The following is a 23304-nucleotide window of genomic DNA, read 5'->3' as shown; positions in this document are numbered from 1 at the left end:
CTGCATCTTTGTTTTCTGAGTCCGATTTGCTATGATTTAGGCTTTTATCGCAGTATCTGCATTACTTCCTATTATATTCCCCTCATCGTCAAGATAGATTTCTACGTCCTTATACTTTTCGTAAAATTTAGGAGCCAGAATTTCATTGAGATATTTTTTGCCTTTTTCCGTTACAGCTACAAGGATATTATATTGACTCCAATCATCAGGCTTATCCCAAGAGGTGCAAGAGTATAGGACAGAGTAACCCTCTTCGTTATTTCTATCTTCGTCGTAGCTTCTACAAAATTTCTTTTTGTAGAAGAAGTTATCCCTAAAATATACCCAAGCTTCGTATTTGGAATTTCCGTAGTAAGACAAATTCGTAGGATAATCCGTTTGTTTATAATCGTCGTCCCAGTCGCATAAGAAGTCTATGTATCCGGCTAGAAAAAGATTTCCTACTATACTTATGTATTCGCTTATGTAGGTTGGCTTTGGGGAGTCTATGTCATCGTTATCGTAGCTTATTAAATGCGGCATCATTTCGTCTGATTCGTGTCTGGCAAATGTAGAAATAAGTCGCAAAAATAGATATTCCATAAACTCCAATATGACGACTTTTGTAGCATGCGGCATAACTTTTAAAAAGATACTTATCGTAGGCTTGCTAAATAATTCATCGCTCTCTCTAAAAACTTGCTTATTACATTCATAGATAATTTTAGCTTTTTTCATTTTGGTTCCCATCCTTTTATATGTACTTTCCATTGACCGTCGCTTATATTGCCTATTTTATCTTTGGCTTTTTTAACGGCATCCATCTCTATCGTCTCTCCGCCTGCGCCTGATCCCGTTCTATATTTTATAATAGTCCTTCCGTCATCCAGTTTATGCATTGCAATATCTTCTCTAGTTGTAATTTTGGTTTTTTTGTTTGTTATGGGGACTGATCTTTTTTCTATAAATTTAGATCCTTTGGAGATTCTTATCCAAAGCAGATCCAATTCTTTCTTATTATTAACAAGCCTTACAAAAACATCATCTCCCTTTTCCAGCCTCATAAATATCCCCACTATCTTTTCCCTAGTTAAACTTCCCGGCAGTTTGATATTTTTTGTATATTTGGCTAACTTTGACGTGCCTTTTTTGGCAAGTCCACCGATACCTAAAGAAACCAAGAAATCATCCTCTAAAGGCGGATCTTCGTCTTCTATATTAAATAAAATTTCATCCTTAGGGACTAGTATCTCTATATAGTCGCCGCTATCGTCTTTGGTTTCTATTCTTAAAACGTTATAGTTTTCATCCTCTTTATTTTCTTCTTCATACTCTTTATTTATATCCACCCTCATATGAGTCTTACCGTATCCGGTATTAAACTGAAATTTAGCTTCATTCGTATCTTTGAACTTATCGTTTTGTTTTTTCTTCTTGTCCGTTTCTTTCTCTTTCTTCTCTTTTTCTTTAAGAGCGGCAAAGAATATTATAGAGTGTCCTCCTTGTTTTAGTTTGGCCAGGTCGTCTTTGGTTACCACCTTTGAGATTTGGATCGTTATCTCTTTGCCTTTTATTAGACCTTCTTCTTTGTTTGATTTATTATCTTTCGTTTCTTTGATTCGTTCGTCTTTTTTATTCTTTAAGAGTATGACGTCTTTAGGATTTGATTTTGATGCTTCGTTATACTCTACGGTTTTTATTACCTTATATCCCCATACTACCTCTTTATACTTTTTGTTTTCGTTTCCTCGTTCGTCTTTTTCCTCTTGTTTATATATAGCCTTTAGGGTTATGTCCTCATTTGTTTTAAACGGATACTCGTTATCCGAGATAACGTTTATTATATTATCGGTTATATCTCTTAGAGAGGTTTTTCTTAGGTAGCAAAAGCTTTGGTTGTTTTTATCTTTATAGCTTAGAGATATTACCGCAGTATCCGAGCGTTTATGTATATCTTTGGTGGTATGGGTTTTACTTAGATCGCTTGAATATATTATGAGCTTGGTATCTTTTTTGTTTTCTTTATCTATGGGTATGTTAAACGTAGCCGTATATGAGTTTTTAAATACGGAGTCTTTGTTTTTTACCAAAGACGAGCTTTCATATACCGTTTTATCCGAGCAGTGATGAAGATATACTTTATCTATATCGCTAGCTTCTCCGTTTTCATTTTCGATGATGAGATCTTGGAGGGTAAGGGTAAAGTTCGAGCTTGAGTAAGAAGTAGGCGTAGCTTCGTTTCCGTAGGCAAGAAGAAGCTTCATATCAAACATAGCTGAAGCCTTATCGTCTCTAAGGGTAAAGTTGTTTTCCTTAGCAAAATTTAGGAGGGTGAAATTTAGATAGGTGAGCCTATGGGGCGAGGCTTGATTCGAGACTGAATTTAATGCTTTGAGATCCGAGTCGCTGTTTTGTTTAAAGCAACTCATCTCTACCATGCCCTCTTTTAGCTTATACTCCATATCTTCTTCGTCTCGTCTAATAGACGTAAAGTACGGGTTTTTCGGTTTGGTTTTATCGCTTGAAGATTTTTTACCTTCTTTGCTATTTGCCTCGCTTTTGTTTTCGTTATCGCCACTATCTTCGCCTCGGTAAAGAGTTACCGTATCGTTTGAAACGAATTTGCCCGTAAAGGGATCAAGGGACCTGCTACTTGTTTTAGCGTTTTTAAATTTTATCTCTTCAGTAGTAGGGGTTTTTGGATCTTGGGTAGTATGCTTGGCGTTTGCTTTTTCATAAGGGTTAAATTTAAAATCCGTAAGCAACAGCTCGCATAAATTTACCTTACCGTAGTTAGCTCTGTTCGGATTTAGCTCTCTTGGATTTAGCTCGCTACAGTCAAATGGGGTTTGGCTAGCCAGCACTATGGTAAAGCTGCTCTTTTTGGGTTGGAAAATTCTAATAGGAGTAGCGGTTTTAACCGGGCATAGTATGAGTATATTCTCTTGTTTATAGAGCTCTTCCTCTCTTTTTCTTAAGAGCTTGTTTATCCTTGAAGCGTTAGACCCCGCTGTGAGGGTTAGGTTTATGCAGTAGATGTTTTCTAAACTAAAGGTTTTAGAGGTATGGGGGGCTAAGAGAAAATTTAGCCTGTCCGCAAAAAGCTTAAACAAGGCTTCTTGTTTTGAAGCGGCGGATGCGTCGCCCGGTTCTGCGCCAAATCCGCTTGGGCTCGGATTTTGTTTTTTTGAGCTTAAGTTTTTATTTGAGGAGCCGTTATTTAAATTAGGCGCTTTACTCGGCTTTACTCTATTTGTCTCGTAGGTTTTTATAAACTCCAGGCAGGTGGCTTCTTCTACGCTCTCTTTGTCTTCTTCGTCTTTTTTAGGGTATTTTATCTTTGTTACGTTTAAATGGCTAAATACATCTATACACTCGCTAAAGCCGATATGCTCCGTGCCGACCTTGGTCGAATTTGAAGCGCTAAGGCCGGTTTGGTTCTTAAAAGAGGAGGATGAGCCGTTTAAATTTTCGTTATATGCGTCATACTCGAAAAGGCCGAATCTGCTTGAAATCCTCTCTCTTAGTTTGGCAAATTTATCGCCCGTTTTACCGCCAAAGCTTTCATAGGCCAGCCAATACCAAACCCTAAAGCGATTTTTACTCTTGATATAAGTTACCAGGGAGGGATTTAGCTCCTTTTTATCGCTAAGATAAAGAAAAGCCAGAAGAGCTACGTGTTCTTTGCCGGGACCTGATGATCGCTTATCGGATGAAGCGGCTTCCTTGCCGGACGTTTGACTAGAGGTAGCAAGCGTAATATCTCCTAAATTTCCAAGAGGCGAGCCGCTTAGCTTTTTGTTTATCTCTCGGACGAGAGGTTTTAGCTTTTGTTCAAGGATAGCATTTTTTTGATCCTCGGAGGTAAATTTAAACTCGGGCAAAGGGTTTTGAGGTTTCTCGGTTTGAGAGGACGGGTTTTTAAATGAAGAGGGCGAGGGAGATTTGCCGGAGGATCCACTTGACGTCTGTTCTTTAGCTGACGATTTAGAAGTCTTTTTTGAATCGTTTGCGGCTTTATTTATTTTTTTATAAAGCAAGGTGGCGTTTTCATCGCTTGATTTGGTTTTATCTTTTTTAAAACCGGCTATAGCCTTTTTAACCCCCTCAAGAAGCGCCTTGTTTTTCTCTTTTCCGTAAATTTGATCGCATATCGTATCGATATCGTCTTTTAGGCTAAAGCCGTGGCCTATAAATGGTTTGTCACTTAGGAAAAAAGGACGATTTGTATCGACGGTATCTTTATATCGTAGTTTTATAAGTTCTATTAAATCTTCTTTGAAATTCGTATGGCTTCTAGGGGTTAGAGGCATAAAACATCCTTGATCGCTTTTTGCTTGGTATATTATCACAAACCTAGAGAATATTCAATAATATGTCTTAAATAACAATAAAAAAGATTCTGTTTTGTTGCAAAAAATCCGTGAATTATTAATGCTTTGAGTATAAAATTTTTACAACCCCAAGATAACAGACATAGTAGTCAAAGACGGACTTAGCTTAATTGCCGAAACGGGACTTAACGCCGGACGGGAAATAGAAGTTTCGAGCAAAAGCCACTTTGTAGCTCCTAATGCATAACGTAACTGATGCAAGCAGAGGTAAATCTACCCTAACGGTGCAAAAAGGAGATAAGAGCATAACGATAAACGAATTTAGCAAAGAAGATAAATCCCTAGGTATAAAACTGGATAAAACGCTATAGAGGAATTTCAGATAAGCGACTACCGGACGGTAACGGCAGAGTCCATATATCAAGCGTTTGGGAAAACATATCCAACTGGCACGGATACGCAAAACGCTCCTTTGGCTTTGCTGGGAGTCCCAAACAAGACGAATGAGGATAGTCTAAACGATAACACATCCGATATGTAGATTATAAGCTAGAATGCCAAGCAGGATCGTATGGTTGGCTTGGGCTAAAATACCATAAATCTAAATCAAGGACACTTGGATGGAGAGTTATTAAATATTTCTAAACGCCTCCCAAATCATCAGGCAAGTGTCGTCTATGATTAAATTCAGACCCGAAATGCAAGTAATCTTATTTTTGAGAATCTTTATAAAAACATACTAAAATTACAAACGGCTTAAATTTTTGCTACATAAATTTTAAATTTGCTACAAATTTTAAGCTATATTTTATGAAAGGGAATTGCGATATAAAATCGTAGAAAAACCTATGCCTTAGGGCTTTATGGTGTCACGGGGGAGACTTGAACTCCCGACCTCCGGCTTATGAGACCAGCGCTCTAACCAGCTGAGCTACCGTGACGTTAAAGTCTGCAATTATATTCAACGTTTGCTTATATATTGATAAAATATTTTCATTTTTGCGCGGCGGAGCGCTTGGCGCCAAATTTTAAAAATTAAATCGCCGATTTGCGAGCATAAATTTCGTCAAATTTAAATCGACAAAATCTGCAGCGCGTAAAATTTGCGCGCAAAGCGTTAAAAATAAAATAAACTAAATTTCGCGTTTTCAAGATGCAGGTTTTGCGGCTCAAATTTGACGAATGAAAATTCCGCCAAGGTAGGGCAAATTTTAAAATTTGCAAAAATAAAAAGTCAAATTTGCAAATTTGACTCCGCTGGAGAAAACGCAAGGCCGAATTTACTTGATAAAATAATCCCCGTCAAAGCTCACCAGCGAATATCTGCGCTCGCTGCCGATGCTGCTAACCAGCTCGTCCACGTCTAAAAACTCGAGGCTGTCCGCGCCGATATATTTGCACACCTCTTCGGGGGTTTTGTTCGCGCTGATGAGCTCCTCGAAGCTCGGAGTGTCGATGCCGTAGCGCTCGGGGTATTTTAGCTCGGGGCAAGCGACCTTAAAGTGTATCTCTCTCGCGCCCGCGTGACGTAGCAGCTCGACGATCTTTTTAGAGGTCGTGCCGCGCACGATGCTATCATCCACGACGACCACGCTTTTGCCCTTGAGCAGGCTTGCCATCGGGTTTAGCTTGAGTTTTACCTTGAGGTTGCGCATCTCTTGCGTCGGCTCGATGAATGTGCGGCCGACGTAGTGGTTGCGCACGATGGCTAGCTCAAACGGTATTCCGCTGGCGTTTGCGTAGCCCAGCGCGGCCGGCGTGCCGCTATCTGGTACCGGCACGACGAAGTCCGCGTCGATCTTGCTTTTTTTAGCTAGCGTTTCGCCCATTTTTTTGCGCACTTCATAGACGCTTTTGCCCTCGATGACGCTATCGGGGCGCGCGAAATAAATATACTCAAACGCGCAAACTCTGGGCTCCGCCTCAAAAAGGCGCACGCTCTCAAACTCGCTTTTGCCGTTTTCAAAAACGATCATCTCGCCGGGCTCCACGTCGCGGATAAAGGTCGCTCCCACTAAATCAAACGCGCACGTCTCGCTAGCTACGATGTAGCCGCCGTCTTTTAGACGTCCCAGCGAGAGCGGTCTCACGCCCCAGCGGTCGCGGATGGCGAAAATTTTATGTCGCGACTGGATGAGTAGACAGTAGGCGCCTTTGATCTGCTTTAGCGCCGATACGATACGATCTCGCAGGTGTTCGCCGTGATTTCTGGCGATGAGATGGACGATGTTTTCGGTGTCCATATTGCTCTGAAATATCGCGCCCTCGGCGATCAGCGCGTTGCGGACTTCGTCTTTATTTACGAGGTTGCCGTTATGCACGACCGAGATCGGGCCTAGCGCGCAGTTTGCGGAGATGGGCTGGGCGTCGGCGGCGGAGTTTTTGCCTGCGGTGGCGTAGCGGTTGTGTCCGATCGCCATATCGCCTTTTAGCGCTTCAAAGCTCTTTTTGCTAAAGACTTCGGTGACGAGCCCGTGCCCTTTGACGGTCTCGATGCGCCCATACTCGCTTGCGCTTATGCCGCTTGCTTCTTGGCCTCTGTGCTGCATCGCAAATAGCGCGTAGTATGCCGTTTTTGCCGCGTCTTTAGAATTGATTACTCCAACTATCGCACACATTTTTATCCTTTTTTAATAGCGTTATCTTTTTGCCTTATGCTTCGTTAAAATTTAAATTTCAAGCTCGGCAGACTTTATGTCTAGCCTACGCTTAAAATTTAAATTTCGCCTCGCCTAAGTCAAAAATATCGCCGCCGAAATTTTACTAAAAATAGTCTCGCGAGCGCTTTTTGCGGAGCTTGAAATTTTCGCCCTGCGACAGACTACATGTCTAGTCTTGGACGAAAATTTCTGCGCAACCCCCAAAATCATCTCGCGATACTTTGCCTCTCATACTAAAATTTAATTATCAAAATTTGAACGTAAAACGATAAGGCGAAGGATTTTTCGCTTAATTAAGGCGAAATTTAATTTTTAAGCGTAGGCTAACCGCGCGGGTTGCCGAGCTTGAAAATTAAATTTCAACGCAGTAAGTAGAAAAAGCCAAGCCGCCTATTTTATAGTCCGAGGCAATCATCTATACCATAAAGGCCGTTTTGCTGCCCGGCAACCCAAATCGCCGCCTTTATCGCGCCTTTAGCAAACGTCGCGCGGCTAGTGGCGGTGTGATTTAGCTCGATAAACTCGCCCTCGTTGTAAAATCCGACCGTATGCCTACCCACGACGTCGCCGCCTCGCACCGCTAGGATCGCGATCTCGTCCTTGCTGCGAGCTCCGACCATGCCGTCTCTGCCCGTTACCAAAACGTCTTTTAGATTTAACCCTCTAGCCGTCGCCACGCGCTCGCCTAGGGTCAGCGCCGTGCCGCTTGGAGCGTCTTTTTTGTGTCTGTGGTGCTGCTCGACGATCTCGGCGTCAAATTCGCGCAAAGCCTTTGAGGCAAGCGCCGCCAAGCGATTTAAAACCGCGACGCCAAGGCTCATGTTGGTGGCGTAAAGTATCGGCATCGCCGCGCTTGCGAGCTTGAGCAGGTTCGCGCCGTCCTCGCCAAGACCCGTCGTGCCGATGACTAGTGGTTTTGGGTCGGTGCGGGCGTAGTTTAGCAGATTTATCGCGCCCTCTTTGATCGTAAAATCGATAACGACGTCGCAGTTTGCGAAAAGCTCGTCGAATTTGTCCGTGAGGATGACGCCATCAGGCAGCGCAAAATCAAGCGGCTCTATCGTATAAGCCGCGCTAAGAGTTGCGCCGGGCTCGTTTTTTAGGCACTCGATGATCATACGTCCCATTTTGCCGCTTGCGCCGTGGATTCCTATTTTTACCAAAATTTATCCTTTAAAATTTGGGCTAAATTTAGCATAAATTTTATAAAAAATAAATTTAGCACGGCCGCCGTCTTCGCTGTGCGTGGGCGAAAATATTAAAAATCGCGCTATACAATCGGCTTTTTAAATTAAAGGACGACGATAAGGAAAATTTTATTTTTAGCCGTTTTTGCGGCGAGCCTTGTAGCTAAACAAGCGCCGATCGCGCAGGCAGCTAAAACGCGGCAGGCGGATGCGAATTTGAGCTCGTTAAATTTGACGCCGAAAGATAAAAACGCGTAAAAGCTAAATTTGACCCAGGATCCCGCCATCATCGGCGGCGAGCTCGCAAACGGGCTAAAATACTACGTCAAGGAAAACAAGCGGCGCGCAAATTCGGCCTATTTTATCCGGTCGTAAGCATCGGCCTGGCCGACGAACGCGAAAACGAGAGCGGGGTAGCAACTACGAGCCGGCTAAATCCTAAGCGGCAAGCAACTAAGCTATAGCAAATTTATAGGTCGACTTTCGCAAGGATACGGCGCAAGCTCGGCTGGCGCGGACTTTGAGCGACTTTTGCGCGCGCTGTTTTTGGAGTTTAGTGAGCCTAGATTTGACGAAAACGCGCTAAAAGCTAAAAATCAACGAGCTTGAGCGGCCGGAAAAGACTAAAAATCTGTCCGAGCGCAAATTTCGCGACGAATTTGCGAGATTTTTCTACGAAAACAACTCGCTCGAGGCCGCCGATATAAACGAACCGCAGATGAACTACGTAAAAAAGATAAATTTACCGACGCGGCTTCGTATGATTTTATCGTGGCCGGCGATCTAAATTTGACCGCGGCCCAGCCTCTTTTGCAAAAATATTTGGCGAATTTACCCGCGCGCGTGGAGCGTGAAAATTTCGCGGATGAGGGCGTAAGAGCGATCGCGGGCGAGCGGGAGTTTAAACGAAGCCACCAAACCATGCAGCGAAGCGACGCCGTGACGATAATAAAAAACGAAAAGGCGAAGTATTCGCGCCCAGAGTTACTGCGCATAAACGCCCTATCTGCGGTGCTTTCGATGATGCTGCGCGAGGACGTGCGCGATCCTCGCGGACAGGTCTACGGCCTGGGTGTGCATATGAATCTCGCAAAATATCCGTACGAAAGCTTTGTCACGCATTTTGGCTTTACGGCTGCGCCTGATAACGTAAATGCCGTGCTGAGCGAGATAAAATCAAACGTCGCCGAGCTAAAAGGCGGCGCGGACATCAAACGCTATCTGCAAATTCAAAAAATCGGCGCTCGTAAAAATGCGCCAATCCTACGTTCAGGGCGAGTTTTGGACGCGCGCGGTCATGCGCGAGCTGGTTTTCGGCGATGAGATTTTAAGCCTCGACGAGTACGAAAACGCGGTAAATGCGCTCACCGAGCAGGACGTGAAAGACGCGGCGAAGCTATATCCGGACGAGAAAAACGTCGTGATAAGCGTGAATAACCCCGCCTTGGCGAAGTAAATTTAAGCCTCGGCGGTAAATTTGATTTGCCGCTTGGGCGACTAGCGCAAATTTAGCTTTAGACTCGGCTGGAGGCTGTTAAATTTGAAGCTAAATTTGCCTCTCGTCAAACGAAATTTGAGTTAAATTCGCTCAAATTTAATTCAAATTTTCGCTGAGTTTTTTGTTCCCTTGTCGGTTTTATTAATACTAAATTTGACTAAGCAAATCACCTTTACCTGCTTTCCACTATAGCCTTTATCTCGTCGGAAGTTAGTTTTTTGTACGGTTTGATTATGTATTGGGTTGCGTTGTCTTTAAGAATTATCTTATCTTTTTTGCGAAGCAAGATACCTTGTATCGCATCTGCCTTTTTATACTCGTTTACCCAAGTTATGAAAGTCCTTATGTCACTAAAGGTGGAATTTTTCTCGGAGCAGTATTTTTGTAGCGCGTTTTTCGTTAAATTTTCATATTTTAAGCTATAAGTCCCGTTGTCGTCTATACTATAAGCTAATATGATGCTAAGCGCGTATTCATCGTAGCACTCCTCATACGCCTTCTTTAGCTCCTCGTTCGTAGGTTGCCCAGAAACGTTGTTGTCTAGGAGTAAATTTAGCATAGGTTCGTAGTTTGGTATAGTATCTAGCACGGCATAATACGAGTACTTAAAAGGCGAACTACCGTCTCTTAGGCCGGGAAACGAGGATGGTCTATTTCGAAATTTCGGTTTATACCCGCTAGCAAGGGCAAGCTCGGCCATTTCTACGTAGCTATGACTTACTATATATCCCATAGGTTCGTCCGCGTCTTTTGATTCCGTATTAACTTGATAGTTGTCTTCAAATATTATCTTTACGTCGTCTCCGTTGATGATAAGTTTTTCGATGTTGTAGTAAAAAGGAGTTTTTCTATACCACTGCACCGCCTTAAATTTAACCCCGCTATCAAGTAGCAGTTTGGCGGTCTTTGTCTAGTTGTTTTCGATAGCGTAGGCTAGAGGCGAGAGACCGAATTTGTCCTTTTGTCTGATATTTGCCCCGAGCTTTATAAACTCTTTTGTCGTATTTTCATCATCAAAAAAGCTTGAATACATTATCGGAGTAGTACCATAGATGAGCTTATACTCTACGCCGATGTTGTTATCTTGCATAAATTTTAAAATTTGATCCGTCTGTTTTGATTTAAATAGCTTTTTTAAATTCGTATCGATATCAGATTCTTTTAATACGCTTTTTGGATTAGAAGCGAAATCTATATCCCGGTATCTAAAACCAAAAGCGTCTGTCTCCTCTTGCGTTACGTATTTGCTTAGCTTGGAGCCCGGGATTATTTTAGTATCGACGGTGACGACGAAACGAGTCGGTGAGTTAAATTTAGCAAACAGTCCGTATCTGTCCGCCAAAAGATAAAGTCCTAAAAACAGCGCAGCGTATAAAACGGTTTTAAAGATTTTTGGCAAGGCGTGCAAATTTGATCTTTTTTGCTAATGATTAAATTTGCGAAATCTTAGCCAAAGGGCGGTTAAATTTGAGTGAATTTGGAGTGGGGGATTTGAAAAATAAAACCGAAAAATCAAATCAAAAATGGCGGGTTTAGAACGCCGCAAAAATTTGAAAGGACAAAGCAGAACTCGGTAAATTTGAGAAAATTTGAAGTAAAAAATGAAAATTTAGCCGAAAAGCTCGGCTAAATTTGATAAATTTAGTGAAGGTTCTCGATGTAGCTAAGCGCGCTAAGGGCCGCCATAGCACCGTCGCTCGCGGCTACGATGACTTGTTTTGGCGCGTCTTTTCTGATGTCGCCCGCGGCAAATAGTCCCGGCACGCTAGTTTGCATCTTTAGATCGACGCTGACTTGGCCGCCGGCTTCGGTTTGGCATACGAATTCGCCGTTTTCTTGGCGGAGGACGTCGTTATTTACGTTAAGCCCGACGAACACGAAAACGCCCGGCACTTTTAGATCGCGCTCGCCCTCTTTCGTGTTTATGATTAGGCCTGCGAGACCTGCTTTGTCGCCGTAGGCCTGCTTGATCACGGCGCTCGTGATAAACTCGATTTTGGCGTTAGCGCGAGCCTTTTCTAGCGTGACGGGAGCGGCGCGAAACTCGTCTCTGCGGTGGATGATGTAAACGCGCGAGCAGATGTTGGCTAGATACAATGCCTCCTCGATCGCCGTGTCGCCGCCGCCTAGAACCGCGACTTCTTTGTTTTTATAAAAAAATCCGTCGCAGGTCGCGCAGGTGCTCACGCCTCTGCCGAAAAACTCGTCCTCGCCCGCAAAGCCCGCGCGGCGCGGCGTGGAGCCCGTAGCTACGATGACTGCTTTGGCGTGCTCTTCTTTGCCGCCTTCAAGCTTGACCGTGAAGCTGCCGTCCGGGTTTTTTACCACGCGCTCTACGCCCGCCATCTCGTGCTTTAGTCCAAAATGCGTGCACTGCGCTACCCACGTGCTCATAAAGTCCATACCGCTTTCGCCGGGCGCTTTTTGACCCGGATAGTTTTCTATCTCCGAGCTGCTCGTTATCTGGCCGCCGGGCATACCTTTTTCAAACATTACGACGTTTTTTAGTCCGCCGCGAGTAGCGTAAAGTCCCGCGCTAAGCCCCGCAGGACCGCCTCCTATGATCGCTAGATCTAACATATTTTTTCCTTTAAATTTTATTTATTTTCGAATCTTGTTTGTAAATCCGCCCCTTTTGCAGCTTTAGCTCGACGCTGGCGGGCAGAGAGGAGATGTTTAAGGTATTCATCAGCTTTAAGACGGTGTTGACGTCTGAAGCGATGAAGGTCATATTTCCCTCGCTCGGCGCGCGTTTTTGCAACAAATCCACGGCGACTATTTTTAAATTTTTATTTGAAATTTTTAAAATTTCTCTCCAATTAGATTGGTTGGAGCTAAAAACCACAAGTAAAAATTTATCATCCTCGGGCACGAAAACTTCACTCTTTTCGTAAAAAGTGAGCACCGAAAAATCCACGAATTTGTATCTTGAAAATCTGTAATTGTTGTAAGAAAATACGCCGGCGACCAGCGCCGCGCCGATAAACGACGCAAAAACGGAGCTAAGAGGAAGCAGGCTTCCTCCTCGTCTAAAAGCCATTAAAGAAGCGAATTTATCTTATCGGCGATGGCTTGTTTTGATTGCGCGCCGACCATCTGCTCTACGACTTCGCCGTTTTTGAAAAATAGAAGCGTAGGGATCGAGCGGATGCCGAATTCTACGGCTAGGTCTTGCACCTCGTCGGTATTTACTTTGCAAATTTTAGCCTTGCCCTCAAACTCCTCTGCCAGCTCGTCGATGATCGGAGCGAGCATACGGCAAGGTCCGCACCAAGGCGCCCAAAAATCTACTAGCGCGACGCCCTCTTTAGCGACGTCGAAATTCGCAGTCGTTAGTTCTACGTATTTTCCCATCTTGTTCTCCTTTTTAAAGATAGTTGTAATTATACACGAAAGTATTTAAATTTTAGCTAAATAAGAATTTTTACAAACTAATATTTTCTATCCACTTTATCTCGCCCTTTTTTATCGCGATCAAATCGACCTGAAAATCTGTCTGCGCGCCGTTTTGCAGCAGATAAAAATCGATAGTTTTTAAAATTTTATTAAATTTGGCGGGCGTTAGGCGATACTCTGCCTCGTAGTCGCCCTGCGTGGCTTTGATCTCAGTAAAGCGCAAAATGCCGTCCTTTTTAGCGACGACGTCAATCTCGCCGAATTTGGAGCTAAAATTTCTATCGAGTATCTCGCAACCGTTTTTTAGCAAAAATTCGCAAGCCAAATCCTCCGAACTTTTGCCGAAAAGATACGCTCTAAGCCCCAAATTTTTGCCTTTTTGATTTAAGTATATCGTTATTTGCCTTAGAGCAGTACTAAAATGCTCTAGTTTGTTATTAAATTTATCGGTTATTAAAAAAAAAAAGGGGGGGGGGGGGTAAATGGGCTTTTATTTTTTAAAAAGGAAAGTATATGAGTAAAATTTTAAAAGTTGCTTTGGCGGCACTGCCTTTGTTGATTTTGGGTTGCGATTCAAAGCCGAGCTTGGAGGAGCGTCGAGAAATAATACGCGAGCTCGCAATAAAGATGGATAGAGGAATGCCCGACAATCAAAAGATAAAACTTCTAAAACCTTGTTGCGATAAAGGTATCGGCGAGTTGTGCTTTATGATGATACTTCTTGAGATGCCAAAAGACGGCGTGAATAACAGAGATAACGAAAAATATATCAAGCGATTAAAACATGCTTATGACAATAGCATAGACGAGCAAACAAAAAGAGCGATAAAAAATTCAATTTATCATTTAGAAAAAGAGCTTGGAAGATAGTTTTTATTAAAATTTATAAAAAGCAAGGCAAATTTTTAACTTACCCTGCTAAAGTTTTTGATGATTCGTATTTGATTTACTCTTCTATCCTCATCATAAAAGGTTTTTCTTTTACGAACTCTTGCTCTTGCAAAATTTCCATAGTGCGCCTCACATCCTTTTCCACGCTCGTGTGCGTCGTGAAAAATAGCGTCGCATACGGGCTCTCGTCCTTCGGTTTTTGCAGCAAACTATCGATAGAGAGGTTGTTTTCGCTCATTAAATTCGTGATTTTAGCCAGCACGCCGACTTTGTCCTCGACTCTAAGCCTAAAATAATACTTCGTGCGAATTTCGCTCGGATCTAAAAGCTCAAGTGTGTTTAGCTCAAACGGCGCTTTGTAGCCTAGCATCGGAGATTTGCCGTCTCTAGCGATGTCGATCAGATCGCTGATGACCGAGCTAGCCGTCGCCGGACCGCCAGCGCCCGGACCGTAAAACATCGTCTCGCCGACCGCATCGCCCACTACGCTTACCGCATTTGTCACGCCGTCTGTTTTAGCTATCATTTTATCTTTGGGTACTAGTGCCGGATGTACGCGCAGCTCGACCTTGTCGCCGGTTTTTTTGGCGATGGCTAGCAGCTTGATAACGTACTCGAAATCGTTAGCGAAAAAGATATCCTCGGGCGTTATGCCTTCGATGCCCTCTATCAGGATGTCTTCGGGGTTGCCGTGCACGCCGTATGCGATGCTGGCTAGTATCAGTAGCTTGTGCGCCGCGTCAAAGCCCCCGACGTCAAAGGTCGGATCGGCTTCGGCATAGCCTAGCTCCTGGGCTTTTTTTAGCGCGTCTGCGAAATTTGAGCCCTTGCTCATCATCGAGGTTAAGATGTAGTTGCTCGTGCCGTTTAAGATCCCGTTGATGCTTAGGATGTGGTTGGCGCTAAGGCCCTCGCGAAGGGCTCTGATGATAGGTATGCCGCCCGCGACGCTAGCCTCGAAGCCAAACGGCGTGTTTTGCGCCAAATTTTGCAAGGCGTAGCGGTGATAGGCCAGTAGCGCCTTGTTTGCCGTTACGACGGCTTTTTTACGCTCTAAAATTTTGCTAACGACTCTAAACGGCTCCTTAACGCCGCCCATAAGCTCGACGAAAACGTCGATATCGTCGCGCTTTATGACGCTATCTATGTCATCAGTGAGCGGGATGGCGACGTCTCTTTTTTTGTTTAAATTTCTAATGACGCCCACGACGGGAACTATCTCTTCTCCGCATCTTGCAGCGATCAGTTTTTTGTTTTGGAGTAAAATTTTAGTTACGGCTTCTCCGACCGTGCCGACGCCTAAAATGGCTATATTCATGCAAATTCTTTCAGGTATTTTTTGATGTTTCGTGCCGCTTGGCGGATTCGGTTTTCGTTCTCTATAAGAGCGAGGCGCACGTAGTCGTTGCCGCCCTCGCCAAAGCCGATACCTGGGCTCACCGCGACGCCGGCTTTAGTTAAAAGCTGCTTTGAAAACTCGAGGCTGCCGATGTTTCCGACTTGCGGCGGGATTTTCGCCCAGATAAACATACTCGAGCTTGGCTTATGCATCTCCCAGCCTGCGCCGGCAAAGGCTTCTAGCATCACGTCGCGGCGTTTTTCGTAAATTTGACGGATATCCTCGACGCAGCTTTGATCGCCGTCTAGCGCGACGGTGGCTGAGACTTGGATCGGGGTAAACATGCCGTAATCGACCCATGATTTTATCTTTTTAAGCGCGGCGCAAAGGCGCTTGTTACCGCATAAAAATCCGACGCGCCAGCCCGCCATATTGTAGCTTTTTGATAGCGTATAGCACTCGACGGCGACGTCTTTTGCGCCTTCTACCTCAAAGATGCTCGGCGTCTTGTAGCCCTCAAAAGTAAGGTCGGCGTAAGCGATGTCGGAGATCACGTAAAAGCGCTCTTGTTTGCTCATCGCGACCAGCCGCTCGTAGAAGCTTTTTTGCACGGTTACGGTCGTCGGATTGTGCGGGAAATTTACGACGACGTATTTAGGTTTCGGCGAGCTTGAGCGGATCGTGTGAAGCAGGTCTTCGAAAAATTTATTTTCGTCAAGCTCAAATTTGTCGTTGTATTTTAGCGGCATCTTCGCCACGCTACCGCCGGCGAATAAAAACGCCTGCGTGTGGATCGGATATGCGGGATCCGGCACTACGGCGACGTCACCCGGGTTTATCACGGCCTGAGCTAGGTGCACGAAGCCCTCTTTGCTGCCCATAACGGCGACGGCTTCGGTGTCGGGGTCTAAATTTACGCCGTATTTGCGCTTGTACCAGTTACAGATGGCTAGGCGCAGTTTGTAGATGCCCGCGCTCGCCGAGTAGCCGTGAGTTTTGTCTTTTTGCGCGCTCTCGCAGAGTTTATCGACGATGTGCTGAGGCGTGCGGCCTTCGGGGTTTCCCATCGAAAAGTCTATGATATCTTCGCCTGCTCGGCGCGCCGCCATTTTTATGGCGTTTACCTCGGCAAATACGTAGTTTGGAAGTCGTTCTATCGTATTAAATCTAATCTCGTCAAACATAAATTTCTCCTTACTCCAGGTAGATTTTGAGTCCTCGTTTGATATTTTCCAGGCTGACCGCATCGCCCACCATTAGATATTTCGCGTTTTGCGGGAGCGATACTTTTAGGCTATTTGCGGCCTTGTCGCTTTGTCTTTCGTCGAGTAAATTTAAATTTTTATCCAAAATTCTCACGACGGCGGACCAGCGATCCTCCGCGCTAGCGCTTATGACTGCGCTTTTTGCGCCGCTAACGTCTATGAGGTAGGGCTCGAGCGGCTTTGAGAGCTGAATTTCTTGCGAAAACTGCACGGGAGTTTGGTTTATAGACGAATTTGACGCGTCGATGACATACTCGTAGGATAGCTCTCCGGGCCTATTGATGTCGGTTATCTCGGTATCGCTTTCTTTAAGCGCGGCGTAGAGCGAGCCTGGATCCGGGATAAATTTGGTATCGATCGTCACGCCCCAAAGAGCGCCGCCGGCGTTAGAAAATTCGCTCGTTAGGATATTGTTGTAGCCAAGCCCGTTTAGAGCGTCTTTTACGACTTTCATAAGCAGCAACGGGTTGTTTTGGTGCGAGATAAATTTGATATTTACCTTGACGTTTTGCTTGTATGATAGGCGCAGGAGCGAATTTGACTTTAAAACGTTTGAGATTTTAGCGATATCGGGCTTGCCGTTTGCGTTTAGATATGCCGAACCGTCGCCAAAGAGCTGGGTTGCTTTTGCGCTATTTTGACCCAGTAGTCCGCTAGCGATATCTATCACGCCGCTGGCAAGGCAAAAAGCCGCACTAACGGCTAAAAGTATAAGCTTTTTTACCACGATTTACCCTTGTTTAGAGCTACGAATTCGTCGTATGTGAGCAGTGAAACTTTATCTTTTTCTATTAAAAATCTTTTCGGTCTATCATCGCCGAATTTGATCGTTTGTCCGTCTATTTCGAGATTTATGTCGCCGTGTCCGGTTACGGCGAGTTGTTTTTTGCCTATCTCTATGCTAAAGCTATTTTTAATATCTATTGAGCGTTTTTTATTTTCTTGCAGGTCTATGACGCCTAGCCATGTTTTTTTATTCGGCACGATTTTTATCTCTTTGGTGTCCGCCGTTAGGTACCAAATTTTATCGGTATTTGCTTTTTGGAGTTCTTTAGGGGCTTCTACGGAAGCGTTTTGTTCCTCGTTTTCGGTTGCGTTTTCTTCTTTGCTAGGTTGCACGGTCTCGTTTGCGTCGGTATTTACGCTTAAATTTACCTCGGGTATCGCCGCGGCTACGGATATGTTTTCTTCGGGCGGCAAAACGGGCTTGATGTTTTTGATGGCGTATAGATTTTCGTCGTTTGTAGCGTTTTTGCTCTCTTGTTTTACTTCGTCCAGATTTTTGGCAGCTTGCCTGACGGTAACGGATCCTGTGTATGTTACGCTTTTATTTTTATCTTCAAATATATTTAATATGCCGTTAAAATAATTATTTTCACTAAGCATATATATCACGCCCGCTACGACTAAAACAAGCGTTAATACTAGAAATTTAAGGCCTGCATTGGAGTGCCCGCCGTCAGCGGTGTATGCGGAGATTTTGGGCGATACGGATATACTTTTGTGCTCGCTGTTTTGACTCCGCTCGGATACAAACGCCTCATATTCGCTCATCCACTGCGTAAAATCAATATCTAGCTCGCGCTCTAAAATTTTAATAAAACCTTTAACGTTAAATCGCGCCAATTTTTCGAAGTTTTTATCAACGATATAGCCTAAATACTCGGCTTCTATGTGCGTCCTTCTGGCTACTTCGCTAAGCCCCAGCTCTTTTAGCAAACTTATATCATTCATTTATAATCCTATCGCAAAGTATCGCAAAAGCGGCGGAGACGTTTAGACTGTCCCAGTCGTTTTTCATTTTTATTCCTACTATTTCGTCGCTTTTGGTGAGGACTTTTTTGTGCAGACCCTCGCCCTCGCTGCCCATCACGAGCGCGACTTTTCGGTCAAATTTGACCTCGTGAGCGTTTTTGCCGCCGCTTGCCGTGGCGTAAATTTTAAATCCGACTTGTTTTAGCTCGTTTAGCAAGCTAAGTCCGTCCTCTACAAGCGCGATATCGGTTTCATAGGCCGCTCCGCTGCTGGCTCGCAGTACGCCCTCCATCGCTAAATTTTTAGCTACTATTACGACTCCGCCGCAACCCAAAGCATGTGCGGTGCGAACGATAGCGCCGATGTTGCCCACATCGCTAAGTCCGTATAAAATGGCTATAAAATTTTGTTTTTTTATCTCGTCAAGGCTTTTAAACTCAAACTCCTCAACCTCGGCCAAAAAACCCTGGTGATTGCCGCCGTGCGCGAGAGCTTGGGCTTTTTGATTATCCACGCGTTTTATCGGCGCGCCGACGCCTACGATCTGCGAAAATAGCGCTTTGTCGCACTCTTTGGCGAGATAGACCGTTTTGACGCTTTTTTTATAGTTTTTTATGATGTGCAAAAATAGCTGTTTTCCGTATATTATCATCGCCCGATGATAGCTAAAAATCGGTAAAATTTAGCTAAATTTCGGATAAATTCGCCGCTTGTCTAAGTCTGCGTGCGAGTTTTAGCACGCGAGTTCGGAGTAAATTTCTTTGGCGTTTTTGCCTGTGATTTTGGCTAGGAGTTTGGCCTTGGCCTTTGGAGAAATTTCAAGCTCCAAAATATCTTCTTGAGTGATTTTTTCAGGAGTAAAATTTGGATTTTTCTGCACGACGACGCACCACTCGCCGTTTAAATTTGTCTCTTGCAGCTTTTGCGCCAGCTTGATTGCCGGGGCTTTAAATTTGGTTTCAAATTTCTTTGTCGCCTCTTTTATGGCAAAAATTTCTCTGCTTGGCTCGAGTTTAGCAAAGTCTAAAACGAGCGAAAGTATGCGCTTTGGACTTTCGTAGATGACTGCCGGGAAGGGCGAATTTAGCGCATTTTGCACTGCTGCGGCCCGCTCTTTGCCGTTATTTGGTAAAAATCCCAGAAAGCAAAATTCTTTCTCGCAAAGTCCGCTCGCGACGACGGCTAAAAGCGCGGCGTTTGAGCCGCTTAGCACCTCGTATGCGATACCGTTTTTTATCGCGAAATTTACGAGCGCGGCTCCCGGATCGCTGATGCCGGGCATACCCGCATCGCTTAAAAACGCTACGTTTTTATCAAAAATTTCAAGCTCGATTTTGGATAAAATTTTATCTTCGTTATGCGTGTGTAGCGGGATAAATTTTTGGATATTTATATTTGCGTCAAAACGCGTATTTAGCAGGTTTATGAGAGATTTTGCGACTCTGGTATCTTCGCAAAAGAGTATCTCGCACTCGCGCAAAACGCTCAAAGCGCGAAGCGAGATATCGCTTAAATTTCCTATCGGCGTAGGAACGAAATAAAGCAAAGCGTTATTTCATATTGTATTTTTTCTTAAATTTATCGACGCGGCCCGCGCTATCTACGATCTTTTCGCTGCCCGTGAAAAACGGATGGCACTCTGAGCAGATGTCCACTCTGATTTCGCTTTTGTTAGATTTTGTCGTGAATGTGTTTCCGCAAGCGCAAGTTACTTTGCACTCAACAAATTCCGGATGAATTTCTTTTTTCATTTCTTGTCCTTTTATCTTCTGATTTTTAATTTTCATTTAAAGTAAGGCGAGATTATACAAAAAACAGCTTAAAAAATCAAATTTAAATCAAAATCTTAGCCGTAACGCCTAAAATCGCCGTTTGCGAGCGCAAGATATTTTTTGCTTTTAGTCCGTATTTTTTCGCGACCGCTTCTCGTTCGCTCCGGCTAAATCCGCCCTCTGGCCCGATCGCTAAAATTTCCTTGCCCGCGTAGCCGTCTAAGTTTTCGCCTTCAAAGTCGATAAGAGCGACGTTTGGGTAAAATTTGACCAGCTCGTCCAGGCTCTTATAAATTTCAAATTTCATCAAATCGTTTCGCCCGCACTGCTCGCACGAGCTTATCAAAATGCGCTCCAGCCGCGAAAAATCGAGCTTAAAGTTTTTTTGCGAAAATTCGCCGTAAAAAAAGACGATTTTAGCTACGCCTATCTCGTTTAGGCTAGGTAGAGCTTTTTCGATCGTTTTTGGATCGACGACGGCCCAGGCTAGCGTTAGATTGCTATTTCGCGCTTCCACGTCGTGCGAAAATATCAAATTTAGCTCCGCGCCCCTTTTGTCCAAATTTATGATTTCATAGATGTGGTTTTGTCCGTCGGTCAAATTTCTCACGTCGATGCGCTCGCCTATCTTTGCGCGCCTCGCCTTTAGGTGCAAAAACGCCTCGCCCTCAAGCCTGATTCGCTCGTTTTTAGCCTCTTTTGAATATAAAAATTTCATCTCACCCCGCTTGCAATTAGTATCAAAACAAAATCGGCCGCGATTTTTAGGCGCATTTTGGCTCTAAAAGCGGCGAAATTTTTAGTTTTCATCGCCGCCTTTAGCCGTTTAAACTCCATCGCTCCAAGCCCGATTAAAATGACCCAAACCGCGATCATCACGAGAGCTTTGGGGCTCGGATAAAAGTAAAAAACGCTCATCAAAAGTAGTCCCGTAAGCATCATCGCGGCCAAAAACGCGTAGTAAGCGGGCAAAAATAGCCTGATACGCTTAGCGTAGGCGGGCGAATTTACGCCGAAATTTATCAGACAAAAGTGCGCCGCTACTAGCGCCAAAAGCGTAAAGGCAAGCCCGATATGGATGGAGCGCGCCAGCTCGTAAAGCTGTGAGAGATGCTCGTTAAATTTCATTTTTCGGGCACCGGCTCGGGCGGCATATTTTCATCGATGCTCACGTTTGCGTCGCTTTGCGCGATAGGCACGTCGCTAGGCACGCTGTCTCCCAGATCTAGCGCCGCAGGCTCCTTTTTCTCCTCGCAACCGCTAAAAAACAGCGCCGCCAGCATCAAGATCGCAAAAATTTTCCCCATCCGCGCTAGACCTCCTTTGGATTTACTATTTTTTTGCCCAGCTTGATTTTTTCAAACAGCTCCGCATCCTCCCACTCTGCTCTCACGCCCTCGGAAAAGACGATTTCGCTCAAATTTACCTCGCCCATTTTGACATTATACGCGTCCTTTTTGAAGCACTGGGCATAGCCCGTGTCGGTCTCGTGAACGATGACGCTGTGAAGTTTCACTTCACGCTCGCCGTTTTGCATCTGCGTGGTCTTTAGCAGCCTATCGATCATCACGAAAAATATCCTGCAAAACTGCTCTGCGGAGGGATTTAGCGGGATCTCGATCCAGCGCGCGGAGTGTTTTTTGAGGTCGTTTTTATACTCTTCGTTATCGCCGCGAAATATCGTCGTGCAGTGATCAAAGCTGTCGATGATGCAGCCGATATTACGCTTCATCAGGCCAAAATCATACACCATTCCCGCATTATCGAGAAAATTTGACTCAAGTAAAATTTCGGCCCTGTAAGAGTGCCCGTGGATGCTGGTTTTGCAGCGTTTTGAGCTGCAAAATCTAACGATGTGAGCGTTTTCAAATTTAAACATTTTTCTAATTATCATTTTGGCTCCGTTTCTTAAATTTAGTTTCTATGCCCGAATTTCGCCGATTTCTTATACGATATCGATCCTTTTATTTTAAAAAGACTCAAATTTTAAACTCGGCTTCGCAGCTTAAATTTAGCTTTCGCGCTGTTTTACCCGAACTGACAACGACGTATGATTTCTATCTTGCAACCAAGCTTCGCGTTTAAAGTCGCCGCTTAGGCTCGTTTGTATCGCTTTGTGAAATTTCGCGACTTCTCGCTTGCCATTTGGCGGCTTTATCTTGCGATTTGTTCGTTCAAATAAAATTTAAGCAATTTTGCGTTTATGACCCGTGTCTTTACGGCATCAAATTTGACTTTTTAACAGCCCTCTTTTGCCGTCAAGCCGCTCAAATTTAAGTCTCAAACTCCTTCCTTTGCGCCCCAAAGCCTGATGTGCAGGCGATCGGAGTAGTTAAAGCCGTGCTTGATCGCAAACTGCGCAACCGCCCTAGCGTTTCGCTCGAGGCTTATTTTATCATAACCTTGCGGCATACAAAAGACATCCGCGTCGCAAAGGCCTAAAATACGTGAAATTTGCGCTATTGCCGAGCCGTCCTCAACGCTTTTTTTATCAAGGACGAATTTATAAAAACTGCCGGCAGCGTTTTGCTTTATCGCTTTTAGCGCGGTAGCATTTATGCGCCTAGCCTCGCTCTCGCCGCTGTTTTCAAGCTTGACACTGACGGCGAAACGGCATTTTTTATAAATCTCAAATCTAGCGAAATCTACCTCGATAGTGCCGTTCGTCTCAAAATGCGGCTCGTAACCCTCGCTAGTTGCAAAATCCAAAAAATCCAGCAAAATTCGGTTTTTATGATGCAGTAGCGGTTCGCCGCCCGTGATGACGAGGATGGGCTTTTGGCGCAAATTTACGCTCAAATTTTGCGTGATTTTGGCAAGTTCGTCCGCGCGCGAGATTTTTTGATACGAAAAATGCCCCGTAAAAACCGCGCGAACCGTATCGCAGCCCACTAGCGTTTCGCCGGTTTTGGGCGAGATAGCTCGCACGCCAAAGCCCGCACAGTTTAGATTGCAGCCCGCAAATCGTAGAAAAATCGCCAGACGGCCGCTGCTTGCGCCTTCGCCTTGGATACTCAAAAAATTCTCGACTAAGTTTAAACTCAAATTTTACCTTTTAAATTTTGGGCGATTATAGCAAAATTTGAAGGGTGATTTTATTGAACAAAACGGATTTTGCGTCAAATTTGAGTGGGTTTTGCTAGAAAAACGGCGATAAATTTACGGATAAAAAATATAAAATTTATAAGGATAAATTAAAAATAGATTGCAAATTTTGTGATTAAATTT

26 protein-coding genes and 1 tRNA gene are annotated in these 23304 nt (G+C 44.4%); 4 read left to right on the top strand and 23 right to left on the bottom strand.

All coding sequences use genetic code 11. From position 1 onward, the window contains the following. Positions 1–36: 36 nt before the first annotated feature. Together CRECT_RS10935 and CRECT_RS10930 are read right to left on the bottom strand one after the other, a co-directional pair. On the bottom strand, positions 37–717 hold the full coding sequence (locus tag CRECT_RS10935; RefSeq protein WP_002946223.1) for a hypothetical protein: 681 nt from the start codon (positions 715–717) through the stop codon (positions 37–39). After that, positions 714–4292 carry a hypothetical protein gene (locus tag CRECT_RS10930; RefSeq protein ID WP_171992736.1) on the bottom strand — a complete coding sequence of 1193 codons (3579 nt, stop codon included), beginning with the start codon at positions 4290–4292 and terminating at the stop codon, positions 714–716. Before CRECT_RS10930 ends, CRECT_RS10935 begins: the two co-directional genes overlap by 4 nt. A gap of 260 nt (positions 4293–4552) precedes the next feature. On the opposite strand from CRECT_RS10930, the gene CRECT_RS13020 reads away from it, so the two are divergent. Then, positions 4553–4684 carry a hypothetical protein gene (locus CRECT_RS13020; RefSeq protein ID WP_257792179.1) on the top strand — a complete coding sequence of 44 codons (132 nt, stop codon included), beginning with the start codon at positions 4553–4555 and terminating at the stop codon, positions 4682–4684. Positions 4685–5177: 493 nt separating this feature from the next. Here CRECT_RS13020 and CRECT_RS10925 read toward each other — a convergent pair. The 3 genes from CRECT_RS10925 to dapB form a co-directional block, all read right to left on the bottom strand. Then, positions 5178–5254: transfer RNA gene (locus tag CRECT_RS10925), tRNA-Met, on the bottom strand. A gap of 339 nt (positions 5255–5593) precedes the next feature. Beyond that, complete coding sequence (gene purF, locus CRECT_RS10920; protein ID WP_002943972.1) at positions 5594–6931, bottom strand: amidophosphoribosyltransferase; 1338 nt, start codon at positions 6929–6931, stop codon at positions 5594–5596. A 437-nt stretch (positions 6932–7368) separates the two neighbouring features. Continuing rightward, a complete protein-coding gene (gene dapB, locus CRECT_RS10915) occupies positions 7369–8136 on the bottom strand; it encodes a 4-hydroxy-tetrahydrodipicolinate reductase (protein ID WP_002943864.1) in 768 nt (255 codons plus the stop codon). Between the two features lie 795 nt (positions 8137–8931). Here dapB and CRECT_RS12805 point away from each other — a divergent pair. Then, the gene (locus tag CRECT_RS12805; RefSeq protein WP_227932289.1) at positions 8932–9483 is read left to right on the top strand and encodes an insulinase family protein; all 552 of its coding nucleotides are present in this window, start codon (positions 8932–8934) and stop codon (positions 9481–9483) included. Beyond that, positions 9458–9616 carry a hypothetical protein gene (locus CRECT_RS12800; RefSeq protein ID WP_227932287.1) on the top strand — a complete coding sequence of 53 codons (159 nt, stop codon included), beginning with the start codon at positions 9458–9460 and terminating at the stop codon, positions 9614–9616. Before CRECT_RS12805 ends, CRECT_RS12800 begins: the two co-directional genes overlap by 26 nt. Positions 9617–9830: 214 nt before the next feature. Here CRECT_RS12800 and CRECT_RS10905 read toward each other — a convergent pair whose 3' ends face one another. The 6 genes from CRECT_RS10905 to CRECT_RS10880 all read right to left on the bottom strand — a co-directional run bounded on the left by CRECT_RS10905 (position 9831) and on the right by CRECT_RS10880 (position 13421). Further along, positions 9831–10520, bottom strand: coding sequence for a hypothetical protein (locus CRECT_RS10905; RefSeq protein ID WP_050771473.1), 690 nt, complete (start codon positions 10518–10520; stop codon positions 9831–9833). A gap of 48 nt (positions 10521–10568) precedes the next feature. Further along, the gene (locus CRECT_RS10900) at positions 10569–11057 is read right to left on the bottom strand and encodes an ankyrin repeat domain-containing protein (RefSeq protein WP_171992735.1); all 489 of its coding nucleotides are present in this window, start codon (positions 11055–11057) and stop codon (positions 10569–10571) included. A gap of 242 nt (positions 11058–11299) precedes the next feature. Further along, complete coding sequence (locus CRECT_RS10895) at positions 11300–12238, bottom strand: NAD(P)/FAD-dependent oxidoreductase (RefSeq protein ID WP_002943771.1); 939 nt, start codon at positions 12236–12238, stop codon at positions 11300–11302. A 10-nt stretch (positions 12239–12248) separates the two neighbouring features. Beyond that, positions 12249–12698 (bottom strand): hypothetical protein, encoded by a 450-nt coding sequence (locus tag CRECT_RS10890; protein WP_002943714.1) that lies wholly within the window; start codon positions 12696–12698, stop codon positions 12249–12251. Further along, positions 12698–13012, bottom strand: a complete 315-nt coding sequence (trxA, locus tag CRECT_RS10885; RefSeq protein ID WP_002943868.1) for a thioredoxin — start codon at positions 13010–13012, stop codon at positions 12698–12700. Before trxA ends, CRECT_RS10890 begins: the two co-directional genes overlap by 1 nt. Positions 13013–13082: 70 nt before the next feature. Next, the gene (locus CRECT_RS10880; RefSeq protein WP_002943749.1) at positions 13083–13421 is read right to left on the bottom strand and encodes a YraN family protein; all 339 of its coding nucleotides are present in this window, start codon (positions 13419–13421) and stop codon (positions 13083–13085) included. Positions 13422–13567: 146 nt separating this feature from the next. Between CRECT_RS10880 and CRECT_RS10875 the strand changes: the two genes are divergently transcribed. Beyond that, positions 13568–13924 (top strand): hypothetical protein, encoded by a 357-nt coding sequence (locus CRECT_RS10875; RefSeq protein ID WP_002944002.1) that lies wholly within the window; start codon positions 13568–13570, stop codon positions 13922–13924. A 76-nt stretch (positions 13925–14000) separates the two neighbouring features. Here the strand turns inward: CRECT_RS10875 and CRECT_RS10870 are convergent, their stop codons facing one another. The 12 genes from CRECT_RS10870 to CRECT_RS10815 all read right to left on the bottom strand — a co-directional run bounded on the left by CRECT_RS10870 (position 14001) and on the right by CRECT_RS10815 (position 23121). Continuing rightward, on the bottom strand, positions 14001–15263 hold the full coding sequence (locus tag CRECT_RS10870; protein ID WP_171992734.1) for a homoserine dehydrogenase: 1263 nt from the start codon (positions 15261–15263) through the stop codon (positions 14001–14003). Then, entirely contained in the window at positions 15260–16468 is a 1209-nt protein-coding gene (locus CRECT_RS10865; RefSeq protein ID WP_002943620.1) for an LL-diaminopimelate aminotransferase, read from the bottom strand. The genes CRECT_RS10870 and CRECT_RS10865 overlap by 4 nt, the downstream gene beginning before the upstream one ends. Before the next feature lie 10 nt (positions 16469–16478). Beyond that, entirely contained in the window at positions 16479–17276 is a 798-nt protein-coding gene (locus tag CRECT_RS10860) for a hypothetical protein (protein WP_002943992.1), read from the bottom strand. Beyond that, entirely contained in the window at positions 17270–18283 is a 1014-nt protein-coding gene (locus tag CRECT_RS10855; RefSeq protein WP_002943638.1) for a helix-turn-helix domain-containing protein, read from the bottom strand. Before CRECT_RS10855 ends, CRECT_RS10860 begins: the two co-directional genes overlap by 7 nt. Continuing rightward, positions 18276–18956 carry a 23S rRNA (guanosine(2251)-2'-O)-methyltransferase RlmB gene (gene rlmB, locus CRECT_RS10850; RefSeq protein ID WP_002943732.1) on the bottom strand — a complete coding sequence of 227 codons (681 nt, stop codon included), beginning with the start codon at positions 18954–18956 and terminating at the stop codon, positions 18276–18278. The genes CRECT_RS10855 and rlmB overlap by 8 nt, the downstream gene beginning before the upstream one ends. Before the next feature lie 81 nt (positions 18957–19037). Then, on the bottom strand, positions 19038–19850 hold the full coding sequence (gene rsmI, locus CRECT_RS10845) for a 16S rRNA (cytidine(1402)-2'-O)-methyltransferase (RefSeq protein ID WP_002943848.1): 813 nt from the start codon (positions 19848–19850) through the stop codon (positions 19038–19040). 4 nt (positions 19851–19854) lie between these two features. Beyond that, complete coding sequence (rpmE, locus tag CRECT_RS10840) at positions 19855–20055, bottom strand: 50S ribosomal protein L31 (RefSeq protein WP_002943728.1); 201 nt, start codon at positions 20053–20055, stop codon at positions 19855–19857. A gap of 82 nt (positions 20056–20137) precedes the next feature. After that, complete coding sequence (locus CRECT_RS10835; protein WP_002943860.1) at positions 20138–20794, bottom strand: 16S rRNA (uracil(1498)-N(3))-methyltransferase; 657 nt, start codon at positions 20792–20794, stop codon at positions 20138–20140. Continuing rightward, entirely contained in the window at positions 20791–21204 is a 414-nt protein-coding gene (locus CRECT_RS10830; RefSeq protein WP_002943784.1) for a hypothetical protein, read from the bottom strand. The genes CRECT_RS10835 and CRECT_RS10830 overlap by 4 nt, the downstream gene beginning before the upstream one ends. Beyond that, positions 21201–21383 carry a hypothetical protein gene (locus tag CRECT_RS10825; protein WP_002943875.1) on the bottom strand — a complete coding sequence of 61 codons (183 nt, stop codon included), beginning with the start codon at positions 21381–21383 and terminating at the stop codon, positions 21201–21203. Before CRECT_RS10825 ends, CRECT_RS10830 begins: the two co-directional genes overlap by 4 nt. A 5-nt stretch (positions 21384–21388) precedes the next feature. Beyond that, positions 21389–21970, bottom strand: a complete 582-nt coding sequence (locus CRECT_RS10820) for a 6-pyruvoyl trahydropterin synthase family protein (protein ID WP_002943606.1) — start codon at positions 21968–21970, stop codon at positions 21389–21391. Positions 21971–22356: 386 nt separating this feature from the next. After that, positions 22357–23121: a 7-carboxy-7-deazaguanine synthase QueE gene (locus CRECT_RS10815; protein ID WP_002943879.1), complete on the bottom strand. Its 765-nt coding sequence runs from the start codon at positions 23119–23121 to the stop codon at positions 22357–22359. Between the last annotated feature and the right edge of the window lie 183 nt (positions 23122–23304).

This window comes from Campylobacter rectus, assembly GCF_004803795.1.
Taxonomy (GTDB): Bacteria; Campylobacterota; Campylobacteria; order Campylobacterales; family Campylobacteraceae; genus Campylobacter_A; species Campylobacter_A rectus.
This window is presented reverse-complemented; position numbering and strand designations above follow the sequence as displayed.

Bases quoted from the DNA above. Each gene is read 5' to 3' on its own strand.
- CRECT_RS10820 (WP_002943606.1), bottom strand. From the start codon at position 21,970: ATGATAATTAGAAAAATGTTTAAATTTGAAAACGCTCACATCGTTAGA.
- CRECT_RS10855 (WP_002943638.1), bottom strand. From the start codon at position 18,283: ATGAATGATATAAGTTTGCTAAAAGAGCTGGGGCTTAGCGAAGTAGCC.
- CRECT_RS10935 (WP_002946223.1), bottom strand. From the start codon at position 717: ATGAAAAAAGCTAAAATTATCTATGAATGTAATAAGCAAGTTTTTAGA.
- rlmB (WP_002943732.1), bottom strand. From the start codon at position 18,956: ATGATAATATACGGAAAACAGCTATTTTTGCACATCATAAAAAACTAT.
- CRECT_RS10870 (WP_171992734.1), bottom strand. From the start codon at position 15,263: ATGAATATAGCCATTTTAGGCGTCGGCACGGTCGGAGAAGCCGTAACT.
- CRECT_RS10890 (WP_002943714.1), bottom strand. From the start codon at position 12,698: ATGGCTTTTAGACGAGGAGGAAGCCTGCTTCCTCTTAGCTCCGTTTTT.
- CRECT_RS10835 (WP_002943860.1), bottom strand. From the start codon at position 20,794: ATGAAATTTTTATATTCAAAAGAGGCTAAAAACGAGCGAATCAGGCTT.
- CRECT_RS13020 (WP_257792179.1), top strand. From the start codon at position 4,553: ATGCATAACGTAACTGATGCAAGCAGAGGTAAATCTACCCTAACGGTG.
- CRECT_RS10865 (WP_002943620.1), bottom strand. From the start codon at position 16,468: ATGTTTGACGAGATTAGATTTAATACGATAGAACGACTTCCAAACTAC.
- CRECT_RS10825 (WP_002943875.1), bottom strand. From the start codon at position 21,383: ATGGGGAAAATTTTTGCGATCTTGATGCTGGCGGCGCTGTTTTTTAGC.
- CRECT_RS10830 (WP_002943784.1), bottom strand. From the start codon at position 21,204: ATGAAATTTAACGAGCATCTCTCACAGCTTTACGAGCTGGCGCGCTCC.
- purF (WP_002943972.1), bottom strand. From the start codon at position 6,931: ATGTGTGCGATAGTTGGAGTAATCAATTCTAAAGACGCGGCAAAAACG.
- CRECT_RS12800 (WP_227932287.1), top strand. From the start codon at position 9,458: ATGCGCGAGCTGGTTTTCGGCGATGAGATTTTAAGCCTCGACGAGTAC.
- CRECT_RS10930 (WP_171992736.1), bottom strand. From the start codon at position 4,292: ATGCCTCTAACCCCTAGAAGCCATACGAATTTCAAAGAAGATTTAATA.
- CRECT_RS10895 (WP_002943771.1), bottom strand. From the start codon at position 12,238: ATGTTAGATCTAGCGATCATAGGAGGCGGTCCTGCGGGGCTTAGCGCG.
- rpmE (WP_002943728.1), bottom strand. From the start codon at position 20,055: ATGAAAAAAGAAATTCATCCGGAATTTGTTGAGTGCAAAGTAACTTGC.
- CRECT_RS10875 (WP_002944002.1), top strand. From the start codon at position 13,568: ATGAGTAAAATTTTAAAAGTTGCTTTGGCGGCACTGCCTTTGTTGATT.
- trxA (WP_002943868.1), bottom strand. From the start codon at position 13,012: ATGGGAAAATACGTAGAACTAACGACTGCGAATTTCGACGTCGCTAAA.